The organism is Mesorhizobium sp., from assembly GCF_024509055.1.
In the GTDB taxonomy this organism is placed as follows: Bacteria; Pseudomonadota; Alphaproteobacteria; order Rhizobiales; family Rhizobiaceae; genus Mesorhizobium.
Genome location: NZ_JANINM010000379.1, coordinates 1 through 24,510, shown reverse-complemented (window position 1 = coordinate 24,510; position 24,510 = coordinate 1). Strand labels below are relative to the sequence as shown.

The 24,510-nt window shown below is 65.6% G+C and carries 20 protein-coding genes; 15 read left to right on the top strand and 5 right to left on the bottom strand.

Going from position 1 to position 24,510, the window contains the following annotated elements; translation table 11 throughout:
* Positions 1-258: HAD-IA family hydrolase (locus Q0L57_RS17960; RefSeq protein ID WP_296744498.1), on the top strand; the 258-nt coding region annotated here is incomplete at its 5' end.
* On the opposite strand, the gene Q0L57_RS17955 is transcribed toward Q0L57_RS17960, so the two are convergent.
* On the bottom strand, positions 239-1,219 hold the full coding sequence (locus tag Q0L57_RS17955) for a GlxA family transcriptional regulator (protein WP_296744497.1): 981 nt from the start codon (positions 1,217-1,219) through the stop codon (positions 239-241). The two genes, Q0L57_RS17960 and Q0L57_RS17955, sit on opposite strands and share 20 nt — an antisense overlap.
* A gap of 81 nt (positions 1,220-1,300) precedes the next feature.
* On the opposite strand from Q0L57_RS17955, the gene Q0L57_RS17950 reads away from it, so the two are divergent.
* The 12 genes from Q0L57_RS17950 to Q0L57_RS17895 all read left to right on the top strand — a co-directional run bounded on the left by Q0L57_RS17950 (position 1,301) and on the right by Q0L57_RS17895 (position 18,777).
* Positions 1,301-2,218 (top strand): 3-keto-5-aminohexanoate cleavage protein, encoded by a 918-nt coding sequence (locus Q0L57_RS17950; protein WP_296744496.1) that lies wholly within the window; start codon positions 1,301-1,303, stop codon positions 2,216-2,218.
* 16 nt (positions 2,219-2,234) lie between these two features.
* Complete coding sequence (locus Q0L57_RS17945; RefSeq protein WP_296744495.1) at positions 2,235-2,858, top strand: peptidase; 624 nt, start codon at positions 2,235-2,237, stop codon at positions 2,856-2,858.
* 2 nt (positions 2,859-2,860) lie between these two features.
* On the top strand, positions 2,861-3,958 hold the full coding sequence (locus Q0L57_RS17940) for a carnitine 3-dehydrogenase (RefSeq protein ID WP_296744494.1): 1,098 nt from the start codon (positions 2,861-2,863) through the stop codon (positions 3,956-3,958).
* Between the two features lie 3 nt (positions 3,959-3,961).
* Positions 3,962-5,125 (top strand): acyl-CoA dehydrogenase, encoded by a 1,164-nt coding sequence (locus tag Q0L57_RS17935; RefSeq protein WP_296744493.1) that lies wholly within the window; start codon positions 3,962-3,964, stop codon positions 5,123-5,125.
* Between the two features lie 65 nt (positions 5,126-5,190).
* On the top strand, positions 5,191-7,269 hold the full coding sequence (locus Q0L57_RS17930; RefSeq protein ID WP_296744499.1) for an acetate--CoA ligase family protein: 2,079 nt from the start codon (positions 5,191-5,193) through the stop codon (positions 7,267-7,269).
* Positions 7,262-8,044, top strand: a complete 783-nt coding sequence (locus Q0L57_RS17925; RefSeq protein ID WP_296744492.1) for a carnitinyl-CoA dehydratase — start codon at positions 7,262-7,264, stop codon at positions 8,042-8,044. The genes Q0L57_RS17930 and Q0L57_RS17925 overlap by 8 nt, the downstream gene beginning before the upstream one ends.
* 216 nt (positions 8,045-8,260) lie before the next feature.
* Positions 8,261-9,202, top strand: coding sequence for an alpha/beta hydrolase (locus Q0L57_RS17920; protein ID WP_296744491.1), 942 nt, complete (start codon positions 8,261-8,263; stop codon positions 9,200-9,202).
* A 365-nt stretch (positions 9,203-9,567) separates the two neighbouring features.
* Positions 9,568-11,541 carry a hypothetical protein gene (locus Q0L57_RS17915; protein WP_296744490.1) on the top strand — a complete coding sequence of 658 codons (1,974 nt, stop codon included), beginning with the start codon at positions 9,568-9,570 and terminating at the stop codon, positions 11,539-11,541.
* 11 nt (positions 11,542-11,552) lie between these two features.
* Positions 11,553-15,314 carry a hypothetical protein gene (locus Q0L57_RS17910; RefSeq protein WP_296744489.1) on the top strand — a complete coding sequence of 1,254 codons (3,762 nt, stop codon included), beginning with the start codon at positions 11,553-11,555 and terminating at the stop codon, positions 15,312-15,314.
* Between the two features lie 186 nt (positions 15,315-15,500).
* On the top strand, positions 15,501-16,178 hold the full coding sequence (gene rpe / locus Q0L57_RS17905) for a ribulose-phosphate 3-epimerase (protein ID WP_296744488.1): 678 nt from the start codon (positions 15,501-15,503) through the stop codon (positions 16,176-16,178).
* 253 nt (positions 16,179-16,431) lie between these two features.
* Positions 16,432-17,175 (top strand): GntR family transcriptional regulator, encoded by a 744-nt coding sequence (locus tag Q0L57_RS17900; protein ID WP_296744487.1) that lies wholly within the window; start codon positions 16,432-16,434, stop codon positions 17,173-17,175.
* Positions 17,176-17,256: 81 nt separating this feature from the next.
* Positions 17,257-18,777 carry a malonyl-CoA synthase gene (locus Q0L57_RS17895; protein WP_296744486.1) on the top strand — a complete coding sequence of 507 codons (1,521 nt, stop codon included), beginning with the start codon at positions 17,257-17,259 and terminating at the stop codon, positions 18,775-18,777.
* Positions 18,778-18,955: 178 nt separating this feature from the next.
* On the opposite strand, the gene nagA is transcribed toward Q0L57_RS17895, so the two are convergent.
* From nagA to Q0L57_RS17875, 4 genes are read right to left on the bottom strand one after another with little or no spacing between them, the layout of a single operon-like run.
* The gene (gene nagA / locus Q0L57_RS17890) at positions 18,956-20,116 is read right to left on the bottom strand and encodes an N-acetylglucosamine-6-phosphate deacetylase (protein WP_296744485.1); all 1,161 of its coding nucleotides are present in this window, start codon (positions 20,114-20,116) and stop codon (positions 18,956-18,958) included.
* A complete protein-coding gene (locus tag Q0L57_RS17885; protein ID WP_296744484.1) occupies positions 20,113-21,144 on the bottom strand; it encodes an SIS domain-containing protein in 1,032 nt (343 codons plus the stop codon). Before Q0L57_RS17885 ends, nagA begins: the two co-directional genes overlap by 4 nt.
* Positions 21,141-21,920 carry a GntR family transcriptional regulator gene (locus tag Q0L57_RS17880; protein ID WP_296744483.1) on the bottom strand — a complete coding sequence of 260 codons (780 nt, stop codon included), beginning with the start codon at positions 21,918-21,920 and terminating at the stop codon, positions 21,141-21,143. The genes Q0L57_RS17885 and Q0L57_RS17880 overlap by 4 nt, the downstream gene beginning before the upstream one ends.
* On the bottom strand, positions 21,917-22,798 hold the full coding sequence (locus tag Q0L57_RS17875) for an N-acetylglucosamine kinase (RefSeq protein ID WP_296744482.1): 882 nt from the start codon (positions 22,796-22,798) through the stop codon (positions 21,917-21,919). The genes Q0L57_RS17880 and Q0L57_RS17875 overlap by 4 nt, the downstream gene beginning before the upstream one ends.
* A gap of 201 nt (positions 22,799-22,999) precedes the next feature.
* Between Q0L57_RS17875 and Q0L57_RS17870 the strand changes: the two genes are divergently transcribed.
* On the top strand, positions 23,000-23,908 hold the full coding sequence (locus Q0L57_RS17870; protein ID WP_296744481.1) for an N-acetylmuramic acid 6-phosphate etherase: 909 nt from the start codon (positions 23,000-23,002) through the stop codon (positions 23,906-23,908).
* Between the two features lie 53 nt (positions 23,909-23,961).
* Positions 23,962-24,510: ABC transporter substrate-binding protein (locus tag Q0L57_RS17865; RefSeq protein WP_296744480.1), on the top strand; the 549-nt coding region annotated here is incomplete at its 3' end.

Sequence of the window (24,510 nt, the reverse complement as noted above, 5' to 3'; positions counted from 1 at the left end):
CTCGGCAAGCCGTCGCCCGATTTCTTCCGGTCGGCTCTCGCTGATTTGAACTGCCTGGCGGACGAAGCGGTCATGGTCGGCGACGATGCCAAGAGCGATGTGGCTGGTGCCCTGCGCGCCGGGCTTGGCGCGGCGCTGCTTGTGCGGACCGGCAAATACCGGCCGAAAGATGAAACACGCTTCGATCCGGCTCCCACCGCGGTGGTGGATGACCTCGCCGCTGCCGTGGACTGGATACTCAGCCGCGCCGAAGCCTGACCGGCGCCTCGCCAAAAGCTCTTGAAAACGCTCTGGAAAATGCGGCCGCCGACGAGAAGCCGGTCCGCCCGGCAATATCGGCCATGGCAATGCGCGTGTCGACCACCAGACGGCGCGCGGCGCTGAGGCGCAGTCTCAGGTAATAAGCACCAGGCGTCTCGCCGATCGACTTGCGGAAGATGCTCTCCAGCGTCCGCGCCGTCACGCCGGCGCGCTTGGCGACGGCATCGATGGTGAGCGGCTGGTCGACATGAGCTTCCATCAGCCGGATCGCCTGCGCCAGCCGCGGATCGAACCCGTCGAGCCGGCCGAGCGAGACCAGCGGCTGCGCGTCGGTGGCCGCGCGCGTCTGGTCGTAGATGAAGACGCTTGCCACATCGAGCGCCGCCGCCATTCCAAGCCTGGTGCGGACCAGATGCAGCATCAGGTCGAAGGTCGGCGAAGCGCCGCCGGAGGTGAACACCGGCCCGTCGATGACGTAGCGGTCCGGCCGCACATCGACGCCCGGGAAAGCGGCCGAAAAATCCTCCATGTCCTCCCAATGCGTCGTGGCGCTGCGGCCTTCAAGCAGGCCGGCGCGCGCCACCAGCCAGGTGCCGGCTTCGACCCCGCCGCAGGCGCGCGCGGCGCGCGCCGCTCTCCGCAAACCCGCAAGCAGCGCCGATGTGGCATAATTCTGCGTGCCGAAGCCGGCGACCACGACCAGCATGTCGGTGGGCTCGGCAGCGTCGAAGCGGCCGCTGACCGCCACCGGCAGGCCGCATGTCGTCACCGGCGCCTCGCCGGTGAGCGAGACCAGCTTGAAATCGAACAATGTCTCGCCGGAAATGCGGTTGGCCGCGCGCAACGGGTCGACGGCCGACGCCACGCACATGATGGACGAGCCCGAGAACACCAGGAACGTCACCTTCAGCGTTTCGCGCTCGGGGCGAAAGATGGTCGGCTTTTCGCTTTTGATCATGAGCGCTTCGTAAAACGCAAAACAGTTTTCGGCAAGTCGCGCAATGCTGGTTTCCTGTTTTCGACTGGGAGGAGAAAAACCATGCCGCTCGCGATGAACCGTGAGGTCTTCATTACCTGTGCCGTGACCGGCTCCGGCGGCACGCAGGACCGCAGCCCACATGTGCCACGTTCGCCCAAGCAGATCGCCGATTCGGCCATCGATGCCGCCAAGGCGGGCGCGGCGATCGTCCACTGCCATGTGCGCGACCCCGAAACCGGCAAGCCGCGCCGCGACGTGCATCTCTACCGCGAGGTGACCGAGCGCATCCGCGACGCCAATGTCGACGTGGTGCTGAACCTCACCGCCGGCATGGGCGGCGACATGGTGTTCGGCTCGCCCGAAGCGCCACTGCCCTTGAACGAAAAGGGCACCGACATGGGCGGCGCCACCAACCGCATGGAGCATGTGCGCCAGTGCCTGCCGGAAATCTGCACGCTGGATTGCGGCACGATGAATTTCGCCGAGGCCGACTATGTCATGACCAACACGCCCGGCATGCTGCGCGCCATGGGCGGCATGATGACGGCGCTGGGCGTGAAGCCCGAGATCGAAGCCTTCGACACCGGCCATCTGTGGTTCGCCAAGCAACTGGTCGAGGAGAAGGTGCTGAACCCCGATGCCCTGGTGCAGCTCTGCATGGGCGTGCCATGGGGTGCGCCGGACGACCTCAACACCTTCATGGCGATGGTCAACAACGTGCCGTCGACCTGGAACTGGTCGGCCTTCTCGATCGGCCGCAACCAGATGGCCTATGCCGCAGCCGCGGTGCTAGCCGGGGGCAATGTCCGCGTCGGCCTGGAAGACAATCTGTGGCTCGACAAGGGCGTTTTGGCCACCAACGCGCAGTTGGTCGAACGCGCCGCGAGCATCGTTACCAATCTCGGCGCACGCGTGCTTGGACCAGAGGAAGTGCGCAAGAAGCTGAACCTCACCAAGCGGGCGCCGATCGCCGCGTGATTGGAGGGAGTCTGAGATGACAACCGTCAAGTTCACCGCGATGAAGGATGGCGACAAGGAAGACTACGAATTCCTGACCGCCCACGAGATCGACTATGCCGCCAAGACCGGCGACCGGCTGCTCGATGCACTCGTGCAGCTCGACGAGGGACTTTCCGGCTACAAGATCACCCGGCTCGGCCACTCGCTTCAAGCCGCCACCCGCGCCTGGCATGATGGCGCCGACACCGACTGGATCGCCTGCGCGCTGCTGCACGACATAGGCGACATCTACGCGCCGTATAACCACGACGAATATGCCGCTTCGATCCTGAAGCCCTTCGTGCGGGAGCAATGCACCTGGGTGGTGGAAAAGCATGGCGATTTCCAGCGCCTCTACTATGCGCATCATCTCGGCGGCAACCGGCATGCCCGCGACCGCTTCGCCGGCCACCTCTATTTCGACGATTGCGACCAGTTCTGCGAGCGCTGGGACCAGTCGAGCTTCGACCCCGACTACGAAACCCTGCCCATCGAGTTCTTCCGGCCCTTCGTGCTCGAAGTCTTCGCGCGCAAGGCCTACGACCCGGCCGTGATCCGCGCCGGCGAGCGGGTGCCGCTTACCAATCCCGATACAGCCAAGACCAGAACCGGAGCCTGACCATGAGCATCATCAACAAGGCGGCCGCCATCGGCGGCGGTGTCATCGGCGCCGGCTGGGTGGCGCGCCTGCTGCTCAACGGCATCGACGTGTCGATCTTCGATCCCGATCCCGAAGCGTCGCGCAAGGTCTCGGAAGTGATGAAGGGCGCGCGACGCGCCTACAAGCAAATGCTGCCCGGCGGCCTGCCCAAGGAAGGCAAGCTGACCTTCGCCAAGACGATCGCGGAAGCGGTGGCGGACGCCGACTTCATCCAGGAAAGCGTGCCGGAACGGCTCGATCTCAAGCACAAGGTGCTGGCCGAGATCGACCTGCACGCGCCGGCCAACGCCATCGTCGGTTCTTCCACCTCCGGCATCAAGCCGACCGACATGCAGGTGGCTATGAAGAAGCACCCCGAGCGGCTGGTCGTCGGCCATCCGTTCAATCCGGTCTACCTCCTGCCGCTGGTCGAGATCGTCGGCGGCCAGCAGACCTTCCCGGAGGCGATCGAGGTCGCCAAGGAACTCTACGCCTCGATCGGCATGAAGCCGGTGGTGGTGCGCAAGGAAATCGAAGCCTTCGTCGGCGACCGCCTCCTCGAAGCCGCCTGGCGCGAAGCGCTATGGCTGGTCAAGGACGGCATCTGCTCCGTCGAGGAACTCGACGACATCATGCGCTATTCCTTCGGCCTGCGCTGGGCGCAGATGGGCATGTTCCAAGTCTACCGCGTCGCCGGCGGCGAAGCCGGCATGCGCCACTTCATGGCGCAGTTCGGGCCGTGCCTGAAATGGCCATGGACCAAGCTGATGGACGTGCCCGAGTTCAACGACGAGCTCGTCGACCTGATCGCGACGCAGTCCGACGAACAGGCGCACGGCCTGTCTATCCGCGAGTTGGAACGCATCCGCGACGACAATCTGGTCGCGATCATGGACGCCCTGTCGAAGCAGAACAAGGGCAAGGGCTGGGGCGCCGGCGCGCTGCACAAGGATTATACAAAACAGCTCGCCAAGCTGGCGGCAAAGAAGCCGACCGCCTCCAAGGCCGCCGAGAAGGCCAAGGCTGCCAAACCGGTGAAGAAGGTCGAAAAGCCGAAGAAGAGCAAGAAGAAGGGCTGAGCCATGCATTTCGGTCTTTCGGAAGAGCAGAAGCTCATCGTCGAGACGACGCGCGCGTTCGTCGAGAACGAGCTTTACCCGCATGAGCGCGAGGTGGAACGCACCGGCGAGCTGCGCCGCGAACTGATCGACGAGCTGAAGGCCAAGGCAATGGAAGCCGGGCTTTACGCCGCCAACATGCCGGCCGATGTCGGCGGCGCTGGCCTGGATACGGTGAGCTGGCTGCTCTACGAGAAGGAACTCGGCCGCGCCAACTACGCGCTGCACTGGACCTGCGTGGCGCGTCCGTCGAACATCCTGCTCGCCGGCACGCCCGAGCAGCGCGAGAAATACCTCTTCCCCTGCATCCGCGGCGAGAAGTGGGACTGCCTGGCGATGACCGAGCCCGGCGCCGGCTCCGACCTGCGCGGCATGAAGGCGACCGCCGTGCAGGACGGCTCCGACTGGATACTCAACGGCACCAAGCACTTCATCAGCCATGCCGACATCGCCGATTTCGCCATCGTCTTCATGGCCTCGGGCGAAGAGGACTCGCCGCGCGGAAAGCGCAAGAAGATCACCGCCTTCTTCGTCGACAAGGGCACCAAGGGTTTTTCGGTACGTGACGGCTACCGCAACGTCTCGCATCGCGGTTACACCAATTCGATCCTTGAATTCGACGATTGCCGGCTGCCGGCAAGCCAGGTGCTCGGCGAAGTGCACAAGGGTTTCGACGTCGCCAATTCCTGGCTCGGCGCCACCCGCCTGCAGGTCGGCGCCACCTGCCTCGGTCGCGCCGAGCGCGCGCTGTCGCATGCCATCGAATATGCCGCGCAGCGCCAGCAATTTGGCCAGCAGATCGGCAAGTTCCAGGGCGTTTCCTTCAAGCTCGCCGACATGGCGACGGAACTGAAGGCCGCGGACCTGATGGTGTTCGAGGCCGGCTGGAAGTACGATCAGGGCACCGTCACCGATCAGGACATGGCGATGGCGAAGCTGAAGGCCACCGAAATGCTGGCTTACGTCGCAGACGAGGCCATCCAGATCCATGGCGGCATGGGGCTGATGGACGACCTGCCGCTGGAGCGCATCTGGCGCGACGCCCGCGTAGAGCGCATCTGGGAAGGCACATCGGAGATTCAGCGGCATATTATTTCGCGGGCGTTGCTGCGTCCGTTCGGGGCTTAGTGCATGATCTCCAAGAGCCGGAACCCGGTTCTTGGAAAAGATCGCGCTCAAACGAAAAGATGACCATGCATAAACTCGAACGTCTCCTGCGCCCGCAATCGATTGCCGTGTTCGGCGGGGCGCAGGCCGCCGCCGTCGTGGCGCAATCGATCAAAATGGGCTTTGCCGGCGAAATCTGGCCGGTGCATCCGACAAAAGACGAGGTCGCTGGCCGCAAGGCTTACCGCTCCGTCGCCGACCTGCCGGGAGCGCCGGACGCGGCCTTTGTCGGCGTCAACAGGCATCTCACCATCGAGGTCATCAAGGCGCTGGCCGAGCGTGGCGCCGGCGGCGCCGTCTGCTTTGCCGCCGGCTTCCTCGAAACCGAGGCCTATGACGAGGACGGCGAGCGGCTACAGGCCGAGCTCGTCACAGCGGCGGGCGAGATGCCGATCATCGGCCCGAACTGCTACGGGCTGATCAACTATGCCGACGGCGCGCTTTTGTGGCCCGACCAGCATGGCGGCATCCGGCTCGCCGAAGGCGGCAAGGGCGTCGCCATCATCACCCAGTCGTCCAACATCGCCATCAACATGACGATGCAAAAGCGCGGCCTGCCGATCGCCTTCCTGATGACGGCCGGCAACCAGGCGCAGACCGGCCTCTCCGAAATGGCGCTCGGCCTGATCGAGGATGAACGCGTAACTTCGCTCGGCATGCACATCGAGGCCTTCGATTCCGTAGCCGGATTCGAGCGGCTCGCGGCACGGGCCCGTGAGCTGAAGAAACCGATCATCGCCATGAAGGTCGGCCGTTCGGAACAGGCCAGGCAGGCAACGGTGTCGCACACCGCATCGCTCGCCGGTTCGGACGCCGCGTCCGGCGCTTTCCTGAAGCGTCTGGGCATAGCGCGCGTCGATTCGATTCCCGCCTTCATCGAGGCGCTGAAGCTCCTGCACATCACCGGGCCGTTGCCCGGCTACAGGCTTTCGTCGATGAGTTGCTCGGGTGGCGAGGCTTCCGTCATGGCCGACAGCGCCGAAGGGCGCTGGGTACATTTCCCGACGCTGACCGATCAGCATCGCGCCGACGTCAAGTCGACGCTCGGCCCGCTGGTGGCGGTGGCCAATCCGCTCGACTACCACACCTTCATCTGGAACAACGAGCCGGCGATGACGGCCACCTTCACCGCAATGGTGTCGGGCGGCTTCGACCTCAACATGCTGGTGCTCGACTTCCCGCGCCCTGACCGCTGCTCGGACGTCGACTGGTGGGCGACGCTGCGTGCCTTCGAGGCGGCGCTGAAGACCAATAACGCGCAGGGCGCGATCGTCTCGTCGCTGCCCGAGAACCTGCCGGAGGAATACACCGCCGGCCTGATGGCGCGCGGCATGGTGCCGTTGTTCGGCATTGCGGAAGCCATGGATGCCACCCAGGCGGCCGCCTTCATAGGCTGGGCCTGGCGCGAGCCCCAGGCGCAGCCGGTCGACACCAGGGCGGCGGGCGTTTCCGAAGGCGGCCGTGTGACCCCGGACGAAGCCGAAGCCAAGGAGAGGCTGATCAAGGCCGGCCTGCCGGTGCCGAAGGGCGAGCGCGCGGGCAACGCGGTCGAGGCGGTGATCTCCTCCATGACGCTCGGCTTCCCGGTGGCGCTGAAGGCGCTCGGCGTGACCCACAAGTCGGAAGTCGGCGCCGTCAGGCTGAACCTCAAGGATGCCGAATCCGTCAGTGCCGCCGCGCATGACCTGCTGCCGCTCGGCACCGGGCTTTATGCCGAGCGCATGGTGCGCGACGGCGTCGCCGAACTGATCGTCGGCTTCACCCGCGACCCGATGTTCGGCGTGGTGATGACGCTCGGCACCGGCGGCGTGCTGGTCGAGCTTCTGCGCGACAGCGTCACCCTGATGCTGCCTGCGACGCGCGACGACATCGAGGCGGCACTGCGCGGCTTGAAGCTCTACCCGCTGCTGGAAGGCTATCGCGGCCGGCCGAAAGCCGACGTCAAGGCCGCCATCGACGCCATCGCCGGCATTGCCGACTTCGTGCAGAAGAATGCCGGCGAGATCGAGGAACTCGACATCAATCCGCTGATCGTATGCGCCGAGGGCAAGGGCGCCTGGATCGCCGACGCCCTGCTGGTGCTTGGAGAAAAGAAGAATGGCTGACGTCATCACCACCCGCCGCGAAGGCGCGATCCTCGAAGTCACGCTCGATCGGCCGAAGGCGAACGCCATCGACCTGAAGACCTCGCGGCAGATGGGCGAGACCTTCAAGGCGTTCCGCGACGATCCGGAACTGCGCGTGGCCATCGTCAAGACCGCCGGCGACAAGTTCTTCAGCGCCGGCTGGGACCTGAAGGCGGCGGCAGCCGGCGACGCGGTCGACGGCGACTATGGCGTCGGCGGCTTTGCCGGGCTGCAGGAACTGCGCGACCTCAACAAGCCGGTGATCGCTTGCGTCAACGGCATGGCGGTGGGCGGCGGCTTCGAGCTGGCGCTCTCGTGCGACCTGATCTACGCCTCGGACCATTCGTCCTTCGCGCTGCCCGAGATCCGCGCCGGCACGCTGGCCGACGCCGCGACCATCAAGCTGCCGAAGCGCATCCCCTACCATATCGCCATGGACCTCCTGTTCACCGGCCGCTGGATGGACGTTGCCGAGGCGCATCGCTGGGGCCTGGTCAACGAGGTGCTGCCCCAGGACAAGCTTGAGGATCGCGTGTGGGAGATCGCAAGGCTGCTCGCCAGCGGGCCGCCGCTGGTCTTCGCCTCGATCAAGGAGACGGCGCGCGTCGCCGAGGCGTTGACCTTCCAGGAGGCGATGAACAAGGTGACGCGCAGGCAGTTGCCGACTGTCGATGTCCTCTACGGGTCGGAAGACAATATGGAAGGGTTCCGGGCGTTCGCAGAGAAGCGCGACCCGGTCTGGAAGGGGAAGTGAGCCTTTGGAGATGACGGCGCCAGGCACCCCCCTCTGCCCTGCCGGGCATCTCCCCCTCAAGGGGGGAGATCGGCGGTTGCTGCGCCGGCGCCTCCTGAGCAGCGTCGAAAATTGGCGAACGCCAAAAGGACAGCCAATCTCCCCCCTTGAGGGGGAGATGTCCGGCAGGACAGAGGGGGGTGCCTGGGCTCTGCTTTCGAAGTCGGTCCGACCAGCATGACCGACTACAGAACCCTCATCGACACCGAGACCTGGGCCTTCATCGAGAAGACCAATTCCTATTATCCGCCCGACACGATCGACTACACGATCGCGCAGCAGCGCGCGATCTACGACCGGATGTCCCGGGAATTCTTTGCCGGCTACCCGCAAGAGGTCACCGCCGAGACGACCGCCGTCGCCACGCCGACAGGCAACGTGCCGATCCGCATCTACCGCAACGCGGCGCCGAACAAGGCGGCCATGGTGCTCTACATCCATGGCGGCGGTTTCATCCTTGGCGGGCTGGACAGCCATGACGACGTCTGCGCCGAGTTGTGCGCGCGCACCGGCTACGATGTCGTGTCGGTCGACTATCGGCTGGCGCCTGAGCATCTGCACCCCGCCGCTTTCGATGACGCCATGAACGCCTTCGAATGGGCTTCGAAGACCTATGATTGCCCCGTCGTGCTTTGCGGCGACAGCGCCGGCGGCAATCTCTGCGCGGCCGTTGCGCACGCCACGCGCGGCCACGAGAAAAAGCCTGTCGGACAGGTCCTTATCTATCCCGGCCTCGGCGGCGACCGCACGAAAGGTTCCTATGTGACGCATGCCGAGGCGCCGATGCTGACGATGCGGGACCTCGAATTCTACAAGCACGTCCGCACCGGCGGCGTCGACCAGGCCGGCGACATCACCCAGTCACCGCTTGCCGACGCAGATTTCGCCAACCTGCCGCCGACGGTGCTGATCACCGCGCAATGCGACCCGCTGTCGTCCGACGGCGAAGCCTATCGCGATCGCATCCTTGCGGCCGGCGGACATGCGTACTGGTTCGAGGAGCCAGGCCTGGTTCATGGCTACCTGCGGGCTCGGCATATGGTCGGCCGGGCGCGTGCAAGCTTCACCCGCATCGTCGAGGCCGTATCGACGCTCGGCAAGGGCGAATGGGCCTGGTGACCACCGTAGCCGGCAAGACTTTGCTCTCCGCCTCGCCTCCGCCGCAATGAACCTTTCCTCTCTGATCCGCGACTGACGTTCTGATGCCGCAAGGTGCGGCCCGGAGGAAGGCGTCGATGATCAGAATCCCGGAGTTTCCGAGGGCTCCCGAAACAGCTGGCGTGCGGCGCGACCACCGCCTTCGTGAGGGAAGCGATACGCTCGGCTTCCGGCTGGTTCCGTTGACCCTACCCAGGAGCCGGCGTATCGTAACCAGGAGGAAAGCAGACAATACGATCGGGGGAGAACGTGCCGCAACGCCGCGCCTTGCCCTGATTGGCGCGGCAAGGCCGGACGTTTCTCCAACTGACCTCGGGGGGAGTTCAATGTCTTGCGACCGCGGCTCGTCGATATCCCCCCGCGCCGGCCGTTTTCGCCGTGCAATAGCCGCAAGCTGTGGAATTCTCGGCCTGGCGCTGTCCGCCAGCCTCTGGCCTGGCGGCGCGGCCGAAGCCCAGCAGACCCAGATCATCTATCCCGGCTCGATGGCCGTGACCGGGTTCCCCGGCACCTTCATTCCCAACCTCGACTCTCCCGATTCCGAAGGCCTGCCGCCCGGCGTCGACCCGGTCGACGAAACCTTCATCGACACCTCGCGCGCCTCGTTGCGCATCTTCGACGTCTCGCATCTGGGCGGGCCGGCCTCGGGCCAGCTCGTCTACACGCCGCCGCCCTTCGAGGTGAGCGCCGGCCAGATCGGCGAAGTGTTCGGCCTTACCTATGACGATGGCGTGCGCGACGGCGTGCCATCCGGCATCCCCAACCTCTACGCGGCCGCGACCTCGCTGCACGGCATCGAGATCGTTACACCCGACGCAAGCAATGACGGGCGCCCGCGACGGCAGCGCCACGGCACGGCCGGCGCGATTTTCATGGACGGTCAGTTCGGCACGCGGAACGGTGGCGGACCGGGCACGATCTGGAAGATCGACGGCATTACCGGAGCAGTGTCGAAATTCGCGGATATCGAGACCAACAGCGGGCCCGGCATCGGCCAACTCGCCTTCGATCCCGTCCACCGCGAATTCTTCGCCTCCGATCTCGACACGGGATTGATCCATCGCATCGACATCGAGGGTCACCTGATCGACACATTCGACCATGGCGTTGCCGGACGTCCCGCGCATGGCCTAGCCCCCGTCGCAGACGACGGCGCGGTGATGGACATCCGGAACGCCGCCTTCAACAGCGAAGACCCGGGCACCTGGGGCTACACACAGGACCAACGCCGCGTCTGGGCCGTCGCCTATCATGGCGGCCGGCTCTACTATTCCGTCGGGGAAAAGGCCGAGATCTGGTCGGTAGGCCTTGCGAGCGACGGGAGCTTTGCCAGCGATCCGCGCTGGGAACTGACGGTCAAGGCCGACCAGGACTACGCCGTCACCGACATTGCCTTCGACAACAAGGGCTTCATGTACCTCGCCCAGCGCGGTCCCTTGGAAAACCGCTATGATTACAGCAGCTTCGCCGATTCCGGCAAAGGCGAGCTGATCCGCTATCAGCGCAAGGACGTGGACGATCCGACGACGGAGTCGGCCTGGGTCGAGGTGCCGCAGGAATATGCTGTCGGCTTCCCGCAAGGCAATCGGCAGTCCGCCGGCGGCGTCGATCTGCAATATCGCTATGACGCCGACGGCGACCTGGATACCAGCGTGTGCGCCGATACCGTTGTCAACACCGGCGACAAGCTGCGCGAGAATCCGGAGCTGGCGCAACGGCTCGCCGCCGGCGGGCCGTTCGCCGTGCATGGCGTGCAGCTGACGCTGAGCACCCTGGTCAAGCCGGCCAACGTGCCGCCCTTTGGTTCGTGGTTCGTCGACTTCGACGGCTTCTTCGAGGACCCCGACGTCAAGGGCCATGTCGGCGATGTCAGGGTCTGGCGCCCCTGCGACGGCCACGCCGGCTACTACGAGGAAATTCCCGGCGGCTACCTGCCGCCGATCTATCCGCCGGAGTTCCCGCCGCCCGGCAACCTGCCTCCCTGCCTTGATGTCGAGGACGTGCACTATTACTGCACGCCCCGCGGGCTCCGGGCCGATCTCACTCTCCATGACCACGCCGGCTTTGGCGGCGATGCGATCAAGGCCCAGTCCGGAACGCCAGGCGTCGAGGTGACAACCCCGATGTCGCATGTGCCCGGCAAGCCCTACAGGATCGATATCACCGGCCATAATCCTGGCGACACCGTCAATGTCGGGCTCTGCTTCTATCGCAAGTCCGACCAGGACAAGGGCGGCTACTACCCTTGCTGCAAGATGACGCTGCCGCTTAGAACACCAGCCGTCAGTTGCGAACGCTGAGGGAGGGACAGATGAAAAATCCCGCCCTTTCCCGCATCGCGTCGGACGCCCCAAGAACCGTCATGGAGACGATCATGAAACCCCTGTCATACGCCAGGCGCGGCGCGCGCTGGCTGATGGCGGCCGGTATCGCGGTCGCCATGACGCCGGCCCTGCCGGCGCTTGCCGAAGGCACGGCCCCGGCCAAGACCGATCAAGCCGCCAGCCCACAACCGGGTGCCGAATCCGAGCAGTCACACGCCATCGACCCGGAACTCGGGCGGATCGTGCCCTTCTTCACCAAGAGGGGCGGCCAGAGAAGCTGCGACCGCGTCGAATACGAGCTGAGCTTCGGCCTGCGCGGCGACCCGAAGGACTTCGACAAACCAAGCGTGGCGGCGTTGCTGAAAGCGACAAGGCTCGACTTCAAGGACCAGTTGCCACATGGCCTGCAGATCGTCAGCGTCGATATCGCCGGGGACGGCACGGGTGCTTCCGGCGGGCAACTGCCCGGCGCCACGATCAGCACATCGGCCGCTCTGAACGATACGGCGACCATTTCCGACTTCCGGATCAGCGCCGCCAGCCTCGTGGGCGCCGGCGCCGCGGGCGAACGCGTCATCACCTTCCGCATTGTCGCCAAGATCGATCCGGCAGCCTTTCCGGCGCCAGCGATGGTCGACAACCAGGGCCAGATGATTGTGGCGCTCAGGGGCAGTCCGGCAACCACCATCCCGTCGCAAGATCCGGGCAAGACCGGAGGGGACCTCCTCACCGGCGTGAAGACCTCGATCAAGATCGACCTGACCGAGTGCCCTCCGCCGCCTCCGCCCCCGAGCAAGGAATGTTTCAAGCTCGAGCGCGGCACGGTCGATTGCGTGCCCGGCGGCGGCGCCTTCATCTACCACATGCCGGTCGGCCCGGAGATGGGCGGCAAGTGGGTCCAGGTGTCGACCACCACGCCCGGCATTACCATCGTTCCAAGCACGCAACAGGTGCCGAATGGCGGCGGCGTGCTCAACTGGAAGATCATCGGCGCCTCGCCCGGCGAGACCATCCACCTCATCGTCACCGGTATCGAGACCTATGCCGGGCCGAAGGAGGGCTGGGGGCTTTGCTGCACGCAGACGATCGACATCGTCATCCCACGCGACCTGAGGTGCCCGCCGAAGGAGAAGGAGCCAGACCTCAAGGTCGAGAAGCATGCCGACGTGCCGCGCTGCACGATGGCCGGCGGCTGCGACTTCACCATAACCGTCACCAATGTCGGCGACGCGCCCTACAACGGCAAGATCGTGCTCGACGAAGTGACGACGCCGGCAGGCTCGGTGCTTACCTCGGGGCCGAACGCGCCCTGGGTCTGCGCACCCACCACTACGCCGATGACCTGCACCTATCCGGTGACCACGCTGAACCCGGGTGCGTCGGTCGATCTCAAGCTCGGCTTCAAGCCGGCGGCCGGATGGCAGGGCAACGCCCTGAACAATTGCGCCACCTATGACTACCAGGCCAGCGGCAAGCCGCTGTTCGGCAGCCAGCAGAATGATCGCGGTTGCGCTTCGATCCCGATCTGCCAGCGCGGCGACCGCGATCCACAGTGCCTGCCTCCGGTCGAGAAGAAGGTCGACCTGCTGCTGAAGAAGCGCGCCCGCTCGGAGGCCTGCACGGCCGACGGCGTCTGCAGCTTCGTGATCGACATCATCAACAACGGCACCGGCACCTATAGCGGACCGTTGACGGTGATCGACAATTACCCAAGCGGCGCACCGACTTCCTCGACCTTCGGCCCGACACCGCCATGGACATGCGGACCGGACGGCTCCGGCCAGTTCCGCTGCGACAATGCCGGCATCTCGCTGCCTCCCGGCGCCTCGACGGCGATCGTCGTCAAGGCGGTGGTGCCTTCGGACTACCGGTCTGACACGGTGGAGAACTGCGCCGAAGTGAAGCCCGTTCCCGGCGAGACCGATCTCGCCAACAACAAGGCCTGCGCCACTGAACGCATCCGCCATCCGAATGGCGGCCGGCCAGGACTGCGCATCATCAAGGTGTGCGACGGGTCGCTCGCCGGTGCAGCGTCGGTTTCCTGCCGCATCACCGTCACCAATGCCGGCACCGCCGCCCCGACAGGTCCGGTGCGCGTCGACGACGCCGCGACCCTGGTGTCGGGCGGCGCACCGACAGCCATCCAGACCGTGACCCCCGACGGCGCGGACTGGAACTGCGGGCCGGTGCCCGCCAACACCCTGTCTTGCCAGATCCCCGGCGCCGCGATGACGCCCGGCACAAGCAGGCATTTCGACGTGACGGTGGGTGCGAACGGCGCGTTCGAGAACTGCGCGCGCGGCTCCTACGGGCCGTCGCCAGGCGACGATCTCATCCGCTCGATCGGCCAGGCTTGCGCGAAAGGCGGCGGTTCCGCGACCATCCGCGTCGAGAAGACTGGCGATGCCGAGTGCCAGCCCGGCAAGCCCTGCTCGTTCGTGATCACCATCACGAATGACGGCCCGAACGCCTTCTCCGGTCCGGTCCGGATCGGCGATGCGATCGGCGTGGACGGCATCGGCCGGTTGGAAGGCGTCGCGATCACGTCGATCGACCCGCCTTTCGGCTGCTCCCCGGAGCCGTCGACGCTGCCGGCATCGTGCATCGCCAATCTGAGCCTGGGTGCAGGCGAAAGCCACACGCACCATGTCACGGTGACCCTCCCCGACGACGGGCGTCTCGCCAATCTGCAGGGCACGGTCAACGGGCAGAACTGCGTCGGCGTGCTCTCGCCGAACACGCCGGTGCAGGGCGGCGGCGACGCGCTGCGTGGCACGACCGGCGGCCAGGGTGATGGCGGCAAGGCTTATGCCTGCCACCCCTTCACCATCCGCCATGAGGTGAAGAACCAGTGCTCGTTCGGGCTGGTGATGAACTCGGCCGGCCGCTGCGTCTGCCCGGAAGGCACCACCTTCCGCAATGGCCAGTGCACACCGGGCGGCGGCACCCACCTGCTGCCGCTCCCCTTGCCTCCGGTGCAATCCTGCGTCCCGCTGCCGGGCCAGGTGCGGACGGAAGACGGACGCTGTGTCTGCCCGCGTGGCACCGACCTGGAAAACGGCAGATGCGTGCCGAATCTCCAGCCGCTGCCGACATGCACGATCCGCGGCGCCGTGCCGACCTTGAACGGGAACGGCTGCGCCTGCCCGGACGGCACGCATCTCGACCGTGTCGCCAGGGCCTGCGTGCCGGACCGGCAGCCGCCCAGCCAGTGCCGCATCGATGGCCAGAGCCGCAACAGCGACGGCGTCTGCGTCTGCCCGAGCGGCACGGCGGTACGTGGCAATGCCTGCCGGCCGACCGTGAGCAGCCAATGCCCAATCCGCGGCCAGGTGCGTGATGCCAACGGCAATTGCGCCTGCCCGGATGGCCTGCAGGTACGGGGCAAGACCTGCCAGACGCCAAGGCCGACACAGCAGCAGTGCACCATTCGCGGCCAGACCCGTAACAAGCGGGGCGACTGCGTCTGCCCGCGCGGAACCGAGGTTCGCGATGGCGCCTGCCGCAGGACGCAGCAAGTTGAATGCGCACCTGGCGCGCACTTCATCAACGGGCAATGCCAGCCGGATTTCACCAGGCGGCGCTGCCCGGCGGGCACTGTCGGACGGTTCCCGGATTGCGCACCGACCCGCCGGCGGCCAGGCGTGGAGATCAATCCTGGCATACTGCTCAACCCGGGCGTGCTGCGCCCGGCGCCGCAGCGGCAGCCACGGTTGCTGCAGGATCCATCGGGCGCCTACATCCAGTAGGCCGATCGGCCCAGAGAAACCCGCCGGAGCAATCCGGCGGGTTTTTCTCTTTCGACCTTCCTGCCCCTGCCGGCTGTTTGCCTTGCCGCGTTTTGCCTCAGTGCCGGCGATTCCATTTGGCCGCGAAATGCTTTAGGCAGTCGATCCTGACGTCGCGTCTGGAGCAAGCACGGGAGAGGCCGCATCATGAGCAAGAAGACCCTGATCGCGCCATCGGTGCTGGCATCCGACTTCTCGAAGCTCGGCGACGAGGTGGAGGCCGTGGCCGCCGCCGGCGCCGACTGGATCCATCTCGACGTGATGGACGGTCATTTCGTGCCGAACATCACCTTCGGCCCGCCGGTGATCAAGGCAATCCGCAACCGGACCAAGGCCTTCTTCGACTGCCATCTGATGATTTCGCCGGCCGATCCCTATCTGGCGGCCTTTGCCGAGGCCGGCTGCGACGGCATGACGGTGCATGCCGAGGCCGGCCCGCATCTCGACCGTTCGCTGCAGACCATCAGGAACCTCGGCAAGAAGGCCGGGGTCTCGCTCAATCCGGCGACGCCGGAAACGGCTATCGAGTATGTGCTCGACCGGCTCGACCTGATCCTGATCATGACCGTCAACCCCGGCTTCGGCGGCCAGGCGTTCATCCCGGCCATCGTCGACAAGGTGAAACGCGTCAAGGCGCTGATCGGCGACCGCCCGATCCATATCGAGATCGACGGCGGTGTCTCCCCCGAAACGGCGCCGCTGGTCACCGCGGCGGGCGCCAATGTGCTGGTGGCTGGCGCCGCAATCTTCAAGGGCGGCAGTGTCGAAGCCTATAAGGCAAATATCGAAGCGATCCGTTCGGCGGCCGACAAGGCCGCGGGCTGAAGAACAGGCTACTTCATTTCCATCTGGAGCTGCACGGTCGCGCTTTCGTTGAATGAATGTTCAATAAATCGCAGCGCTCAAATATTTCCGGCCAGAGTTTACTTTATTCGAAAAACAGCTCGACCACCTTGTCTTAAAGTCGAATAGCGTCAGCTTCCGCTTGAGGCGGCAATGCCCGGCTGTATGATACATGTACGGGAAATTGCTTCGCCGAGGGGCCCTGGCACGACAGGGGCAAGCAAGAGGAGCTCGATTGACGAACGGAAACGCCGATCCAGGCGAGGGCAAGGGCGCTAAAAGCACCCTGGCCAGTTCGGTCTACCACCAGCTTCGCGAGGATCTGCTGCGCGGGGCGTTGGAGGCCGAGAGCAAGTTGCGTGTCGAATGGGTGGTTTCCCGCTATGGCGCGGGTGCTTCGCCCGTGCGTGAGGCACTCAATCGGCTGGCGGCCGAAGGCCTGCTCGGGCGGCACGACCAGCGCGGCTTCTTCCTGATGCCCGTGAGCGCGGCCGAACTGGAAGAATTGACCCGGACGCGCTGCTGGCTGGAGGAGCGCGCGCTGCGCGAATCCATCGCCCACCGTACGGCGGAATGGGAAGAGCAGCTTGTGCTGGCGCTGCACCGGTTGGCACGCGCCGAGCGCCGCCTGCCCGACGATCCCGCGACCAACAACCCGGAATGGGAGAAGCTGCACCGCGCCTTCCATCAGGCGCTGATTGCGGCCTGCAATTCACATTGGCTGATCGGCTTCTGCGACCAGCTTTCGGACCAGGCCTCCCGCTACCGGCTGATCTCGCAGCGCGGTCCCGGCTCTGGACGGGACGATCTCGCGGAGCACCGGACGATCGCCGAGCGTACGCTTGATGGAGATGCCGACGGCGCCGTCGAGGCGCTCCTAAGTCACTACCGCCTGACCGCGGCCATGTGCATCGAGCGCTTCAACCAGGGCTATGATCCGCTTGCCGGCGCGGGCAAGACGACCCGCGGCCGCAAATAGCTGCCCTTCGCTGGCAAATCTGATATCGCTCCGGACGGCAAGTCGAAGCCGGATGTAGCCGGCTCGACATCAGAGGAAGACATGACCAATCACCTGTTCGACGCTTTCCGTTCCCGCATGCCCGCGCCCGAGCGCCTGCTGCTGGAGGCGGATGACGGGCGCTCGCTCACCTATGGCGACATGCTGGCGCGGTCGGCGCAGATGGCGCACGCGCTCCTGCAACTGGATGTCGAACCAGGCGACCGGGTTGCCGTTCAGGTCGAGAAAAGCCCTGAAGCAGCGCTGCTCTACCTCGCTTGCGTGCGCGCCGGCTCTGTGTTCCTGCCGCTCAACACCGCCTATACGCTGACCGAACTCGAATATTTCTTCGAGGACGCGGCGCCGCGGGTCATCGTCTGCGACCCGTCGAAGGCGGCCGAGATCGGGCGGTTGGTCGAGGCATCCGGCGCCGTCGTTGTCACCCTCGATCGTAACGGCCAGGGGTCCCTGGCGGACCAGGCGTCACGCCAATCCAGCGACTTCCACGACGTCGAGCGGGGCTCGGACGATCTCGCGGCAATCCTCTACACGTCCGGCACGACCGGGCGATCCAAGGGCGCCATGCTCAGCCACGAAAACCTCGCCTCCAACGCGCGCGTGCTGGTGGACTGCTGGCGTTTCAGCGCCGACGACGTGCTGATCCATGCGTTGCCGATCTTCCACACGCATGGCCTGTTCGTCGCCACCAACGTCGTCCTGATGGCCGGCGCCAGCATGCTGTTCGAACGCAAGTTCGACCCGGCCCGCATCCTGTCGCTGATGCCACGCGCGACGACGTTGATGGGCGTCCCGACCTTCTATGTCCGGCTGCTGCAGCAGGAAGCGCTGACGAAGGATGCGGCAGGCGCGATGCGGCTATTCATTTCAGGCTCGGCCCCGCTGCTCGCCGAGACGCACAGGGCCTGGCGCGACCGCACCGGCCACGCCATCCTCGAACGCTACGGCATGACCGAGACCAACATGAACACGTCCAATCCCTATCATGGCGAGCGCCGCGCCGGGACGGTTGGCCTTCCGTTGCCCGGCATATCGCTGCGCATCACCGATCCCGAAGCGGGCGAGCCGCTTGCGCAAGGCGAGATCGGCATGATCGAGGTCAAAGGGCCGAACGTCTTCGGCGGCTATTGGCGCATGCCTGAAAAGACCAAGGCCGAGTTCCGCCCCGACGGCTTCTTCATCACCGGCGATCTCGGCATGGTCGACACCGACGGCTATGTCCACATCGTCGGACGCGGCAAGGACCTGATCATTTCCGGCGGCTACAACGTCTATCCCAAGGAGATCGAAAGCGAGATCGACGCGCTCGACGGCGTCAGCGAAAGCGCGGTGATCGGTGTGGCGCACCCGGATTTCGGCGAGGGTGTCACCGCGGTCGTCGTGCGCAAGCCGGGATCGGCGATCGACGCGGGCGATATCGCCGACTCCATCGCCGGAAGACTGGCGAAATACAAACATCCCAAGCGGGTGATCTTCGTCGACGAATTGCCGCGCAACACAATGGGCAAGGTTCAGAAAAACCTGCTTCGCGAGGCATACAAGGATATCTACGCACAAAAAGGCTAATAATACCGGTCGTCATCCTAGGGCGAAGCAAGGAGCGGAGCGACGCGCGCAGACCCTAGGATCCATGCCGTTACGCTAAGGCGTTGTAGCGGTTATAGAATTCTTCACCGCTGTGCTCCACGGCAGAGGTCACGGCATGGATCCTCGGGTCAGGCCCGAGGATGACGAAGGAATAGGCTCAGGCTCCAAAGACCTTCTCGCCGTCGATCCAGACATTCTTGACATCCAGATCATCCGTCAGGCCGACGATGTCGGCGGCTGTCCCGTTGGCAAAGCGGCCGAGGCGGTGCGCCTGGCCGATCGCCTCGGCCGGATAAAGCGAGGCCATGCGCAGAGCTTCATCGAGATCGAGCCCGACGACACGGTGCACGAAGCGGATGGCCGAGATCATGTCGAGATCGGCGCCGGCCAGCGTCCCGTCGGCAAGCCGGAGGCTTCCGTCCTTGCGGTAGATGGTGCGGCCGTTGAGCGTGAAGGATGTCATGTCGGTGCCGATGGTCGCCATGGCGTCGGTGACCAGCACGATCTTGCCTGGTCCCTGCTTGGCGCGCAGCGCAAGCACCATCGTGGCGGGGTGCACATGGATGCCGTCGGCGATGATGCCGGCGTAGAGGCTGCCGGTGTCGATGGCGGTGCCCGCCAGTCCCGGCTCGCGATTGCCGATCTGGCTCATGGCATTGAAGAGGTGGGTCACCACCGTTGCACCGGCCTCGGCGAAGGCACTGGCCGTTGCATGGCCGGTGTCCGTATGGCCAAGGCTGACGACGACGCCGGCCTTCGCCAACGCTGCAACGCGGGCCGGATCGACCGACTCCGGCGCAATGGTTGTAAGCAGGACCGGCAGCTGTTTCCGCGCCGCGATCAGCGCGGCCTGGTCGGCATCAGTCATCGGCCGGATCAGGGCCGGATCATGCGCGCCCTTGCGAGCGATCGACAGATGCGGCCCCTCGAGGTGCAGGCCGAGAAAGCCCGGCACCTTTTTCCGCGCGGCCTCGGCTCCAGCAGCGACAGCGGCAGCCGTGATCGCCGGCGTGTCGGTGATCAGTGTCGGCAGAAGCGCCGTCGTGCCGAAAGGCGCATGCGCGCGGCAGATGGTCTCGATCGAGGCGACATCGGGATGGTCGTTGAGCATGACGCCGCCGCCGCCGTTGACCTGTATGTCGACAAAGCCGGGTGCCAGTAATCCACCGCCGGTCTCGACGCGAGAAATGCCGGACGGAATGGCTTGCTCCGGCAGGATGGCCTCGACCAGGCCGTCCCTGACGACAAGGGCGGCATCGTCGTGCCAGTCGGCGCCGTCGAAAATACGGGCGCCGGTGAGGGCGAAACGGTCGCTCATACGGTTTCCGTCACCTTGCGCAGGTTGCGTGGCGTGTCCGGGTCGAGACCGCGATGCCGGGCGAACGCCTCGACGAAGCCGTAGAAGGACACGATCAACGGCAGCGGGTCAGTCAGCGGATGGCCAGTGGCGACGTATGGCAGCAGCTTGGTGCTCTTGGCCTTGTCCGAGGTGGCAAAGACGGCCGCACCCTTGGCAGCGAGATTGTCGGCCGCCTCGGCGACCGAAGGCTCGGAGGCATCGCGGGCGGCAAGAGCCAGGACCGGGAAGCCCGGCCCGACCAGGGCCAGCGGTCCATGCATGACCTCGGCGGCGCTATAGGCCTCGGCATGCATGGCGCAGGTCTCCTTGAACTTCAGCGCCGCCTCACTGGCGATCGCGAAGGACGGACCGCGACCGAGGATGAAGAGCGACTGCGGCGTCTCGAGCGCCGCCGCCACCGCCATCCAGTCGCAGGCGATAGCCTTGCTGAAATGCTCCGGCAGGCGGGCAAGCGCTGCAAGCAGCGCCTCATCGCCGGTGGCATGCGCCATCAGCGCCAGGCCGGCCACGGCGGAGTTGACGAAAGTCTTGGTCGCCGCGACGCTGCGCTCCGGCCCGGCCAGAATGTCGATGGCATAGTCCGAGGCGCGCGCCAGCGGCGAGTCGGCCGTGTTGGTAATGGCGACGGTCAGCGCGCCGCCGGCCCGCGCCGTTTCGGCCATCGCGACGATGTCCGGGCTCTTGCCCGACTGCGAGACCGCCAGGCAAGCCGAGCCGCGCAGCCTGAGCTTGGCGCCATAGATCGAAGCGATCGACGGGCCGACCGAAGCGACCGCAAGGCCGGCGGTCAGCTCGACGGCATATTTCATGAAGGTGGCGGCGTGGTCCGACGAGCCGCGCGCCACGGTAACGACGAAATGCGGATCGCGCTCGCGAAGGCCGCGCCCCGCCTCGGCAAGCACCTTGGCGGATCCGTCCAGCAGGCGAGCCGTCGCTTCCGGGATCTCGTCGATCTCGCGCCGCATATGGGTGATGGTCGTACTCATGGTCGGCTGTCCTCTCCCGGCCCGGTCAGCCGGAGTTCCGCGACGAAATCATAGGCGTCGCCTCGATAGATCGAGCGGGTGAATTCTATCACCTTGCCGCTCGCCAGATAGGAAATACGCTCGATATGCAGGCCGGCAACCCCGGGCGGCACTTCCAGCAGATGCGCGTCGCCATCGCCGAGATTGGCGGCCGAGATACGCTGCACCGCGCGCACGGGGCGGTTACCGGTCCGTTCCAGCGCCGCATAGAGCGAGGAGCCGATGGTCTCCGGCTCGGGCAGCACGGTCGCCGAGAGCGCGGCGCGCTCGATTGCCAGCGGCGTGTCGTTGGCGATGCGCAGGCGCGAGACGCGCGCCACCAACTCGGTCGACGACAGGCCGAGCACCATCATCTCGTCCGGCGAGGGTGCGTAAAGGCCGCGATCGAGCCAGGCCGAGCGCACGACCATGCCGCGACGCGCCATATCCTCGGTGAAGGAGGTGAGTCTGGACAACGACTGCTCGACGCGTTCCATGCGCGGCGCGACGAAGGTGCCAGAGCCGTGGCGCTGGACGAGGATGCCACCCTTGACCAGGTCCTGCACTGCCTTGCGCACGGTGACGCGCGAGATGTCGGCCTTGCTGGCGATGTCACGCTCCGACGGCAACGCATCGCCCGGGCCGATCAGGCCGCGATTGACCGCCTCCTCGATGCTCTTTCGCAGTTGCAGGTAGAGCGGCGCGCCACTCTGCGAGGATTCCTTCAGCATGGCGAAAATCTGGTCGGCAGCGCTCATCCGGCAGCTCCCGAAGCCCGACCGAATATGCGGGCCGCCATTTGCACCGCGCCGCCCAACGCATCGTCGAGCGGCGATTTGAGCAGCGCCTGGTAGCGCGCCGACAGGCGCGGCGCGTAGAGCGGCGCCAGGCCGCCGAGCAGGCAGAGCGGAGCATCGTCCGCCAGGTCCAGCGCCCCGAGCGAGGCCTCGACGTCGGCCACCGCCTTGTCGAGGATCCAGTTGGCGACGATGTCGCCCTTCGCGGCATGTTCGAAGACCTTGGGCGCGAAACCGCCGAAGTCGCCGGGTTTGGCATTGGTGGTGAACTCGACCACGTCCTCGGGATTGTTGCGGAAGACACCGAGCATGGTCTCGGTCAACGGCGAGCCGGGGCGGATGCCGTCATAGGCAAGCAGCGTCTGCTCGAGCAGGTCGCGGCCGATGCGGGCGCCGCTGCCCTGGTCGCCGACCTGGAAACCCCAGCCGCCAATGGCGCGCGACTTGCCGCCTTTACGCGCCATATAGGCGGTGCCGGTACCGAGGATCGCCATGGCGCCGTCACCGGAACCGACAGCTCCTTCGAGTGCGATCTCGGCATCGGTTTCGACCCGGCTCCTGCTGAACGGCAGGATCGCTTCGAGCTGTTGCCGGTAGGTGCCGACATTGGCGCCGGCGAGGCCAAGAATGGCAGGCGTTTGCGGGATCAGTTCAGGATCCTCGCCGGCTGCGATGAAGGCCTGCCTTGCAGCCTCGACGATGTTGGTACGGGCGCCGGTAAGGTCGGTGCGGATGTTGGCGGCGCCGCTTTTGGCGCGACCGATGATGACGCCGTCGGCGGCCGCAAGGGCCGCCCTGCAGCTGGTGCCGCCGCCATCGATGCCAAGCACGAATTTCACGCGATTTCTCCTCGGGGGCGGATAATACCAATAAAATACCAATAGCCAAGCGTTAATTTCTATCTCGAAATAGATTGAGGCGTATTTTATTGAAAATCCTTGATAATTTGCCGGCAAGCCAATTCCGACAAGCGAAAAGTGTTAATGGATGTGGACAAGTGGTATTTTTTTGGTATTGTTCCCTCAGTTGGAGGAAAACGGATGGCCGAGACGCGCACGGAGGCGCTTCATCAGGATGCCGAGGGACTGGATGTCCAGACCCCGGAAGCCGTCCTGGCGTTTCTTGCCAATGCCCAGATTGAGGCCGCCAAGGCCGTGCATGGCGCCATCCCGGCCATCGCGCAGGCTGCCGAGCTTATCGCAAGACAGCTGAAGAACGGCGGAAGGCTCGCCTATGCCGCGGCCGGCAGTTCCGGCCTGATGGCGGTGGCCGACGCGCTGGAGCTGCCCGGCACGTTCGGTATCGCGCGTGAGCGTATTGCCATCCTGATAGCCGGCGGCGACGCGGCGTTCCATACGCTTGCCGGCGGCCCGGAAGACGACATCGAAGAGGCCTCGGCTGCCGTTGCCGGCGCCGATATCGGCAAGGGAGATTGCCTGATCGCCATCTCCGCCAGCGGCTCCACGCCCTACGCCGTCCAGGCGATCGGCGACGCGCGGCGGCGCGGCGCCGCAACGATCGCCATCGCCAACAATAAGGGCGCGAAGCTGTTCGATCAGGCCGACGTCGCCATCCTGCTCGAAACGCCGCCGGAGCTGATCGCCGGTTCGACCCGCATGGGCGCCGGAACCGCGCAAAAGATCGCACTCAACATGCTGTCGACGCTGTCGGCCATCCATCTTGGCCACGTGCATGACGGCTACATGGTCAACCTCACCGCCGACAACATCAAGTTGCGAGACCGCGCCGTGCGCATGGTGGCCGCCATCAGCGGGCGCAACCGCGACGATGCCGCGCGTCTGCTCGAAGAAAGCGGCGGCGTGGTCAAGACCGCCATTCTGCTCGCCGCAGGCGCCGCCAGCGCCGACGCGGCCGAGAAGATACTCGAAGGAACCGGCCAGAAGCTCAGGCCGGCGCTTTCCGAGATCGAGGGGAGCAAGGGGCATTGAGCTCCAGTTCTCATCAAAACCGAACCTGAAAAAGGTCAACAGGGAGACTGAACATGACGACCAGACTACTGACGGCACTTCTGCTCGGCACAAGCATCCTCGGCAGCACCGGGATGGCTCTCGCCGACGACGTAACGCTCAACATCGAAAGTTGGCGCGGCGACGACCTCGCCATCTGGAAGGACAAGCTGATCCCGGCCTTCGAAGCCAAGAACCCCGGCATCAAGGTGGTGTTCGCGCCTTCGGCGCCGACCGAGTACGACGCGGCGCTGGGCGCCAAGCTCACCGCCGGCTCGGCAGGCGACCTGATCACCTGCCGTCCGTTCGACAAGTCGCTGGAGCTGTTCAAGAAGGGCAACCTCGCCGACCTCAGCTCGCTGCCCGGCATGGACAATTTCTCGCCCGTCGCCAAGTCCGCCTGGCAGACCGACGACGGCAAGTCGAGCTTCTGCGTGCCGATGGCCTCGGTTATCCATGGCTTCATCTACAACAAGGACGCCTTCGACAAGCTCGGCCTGAAGGTGCCGACCACGGTCGACGAGTTCTACGCCGTGCTCGACAAGATCAAGGCCGACGGCACCTACATCCCGATGGCGATGGGC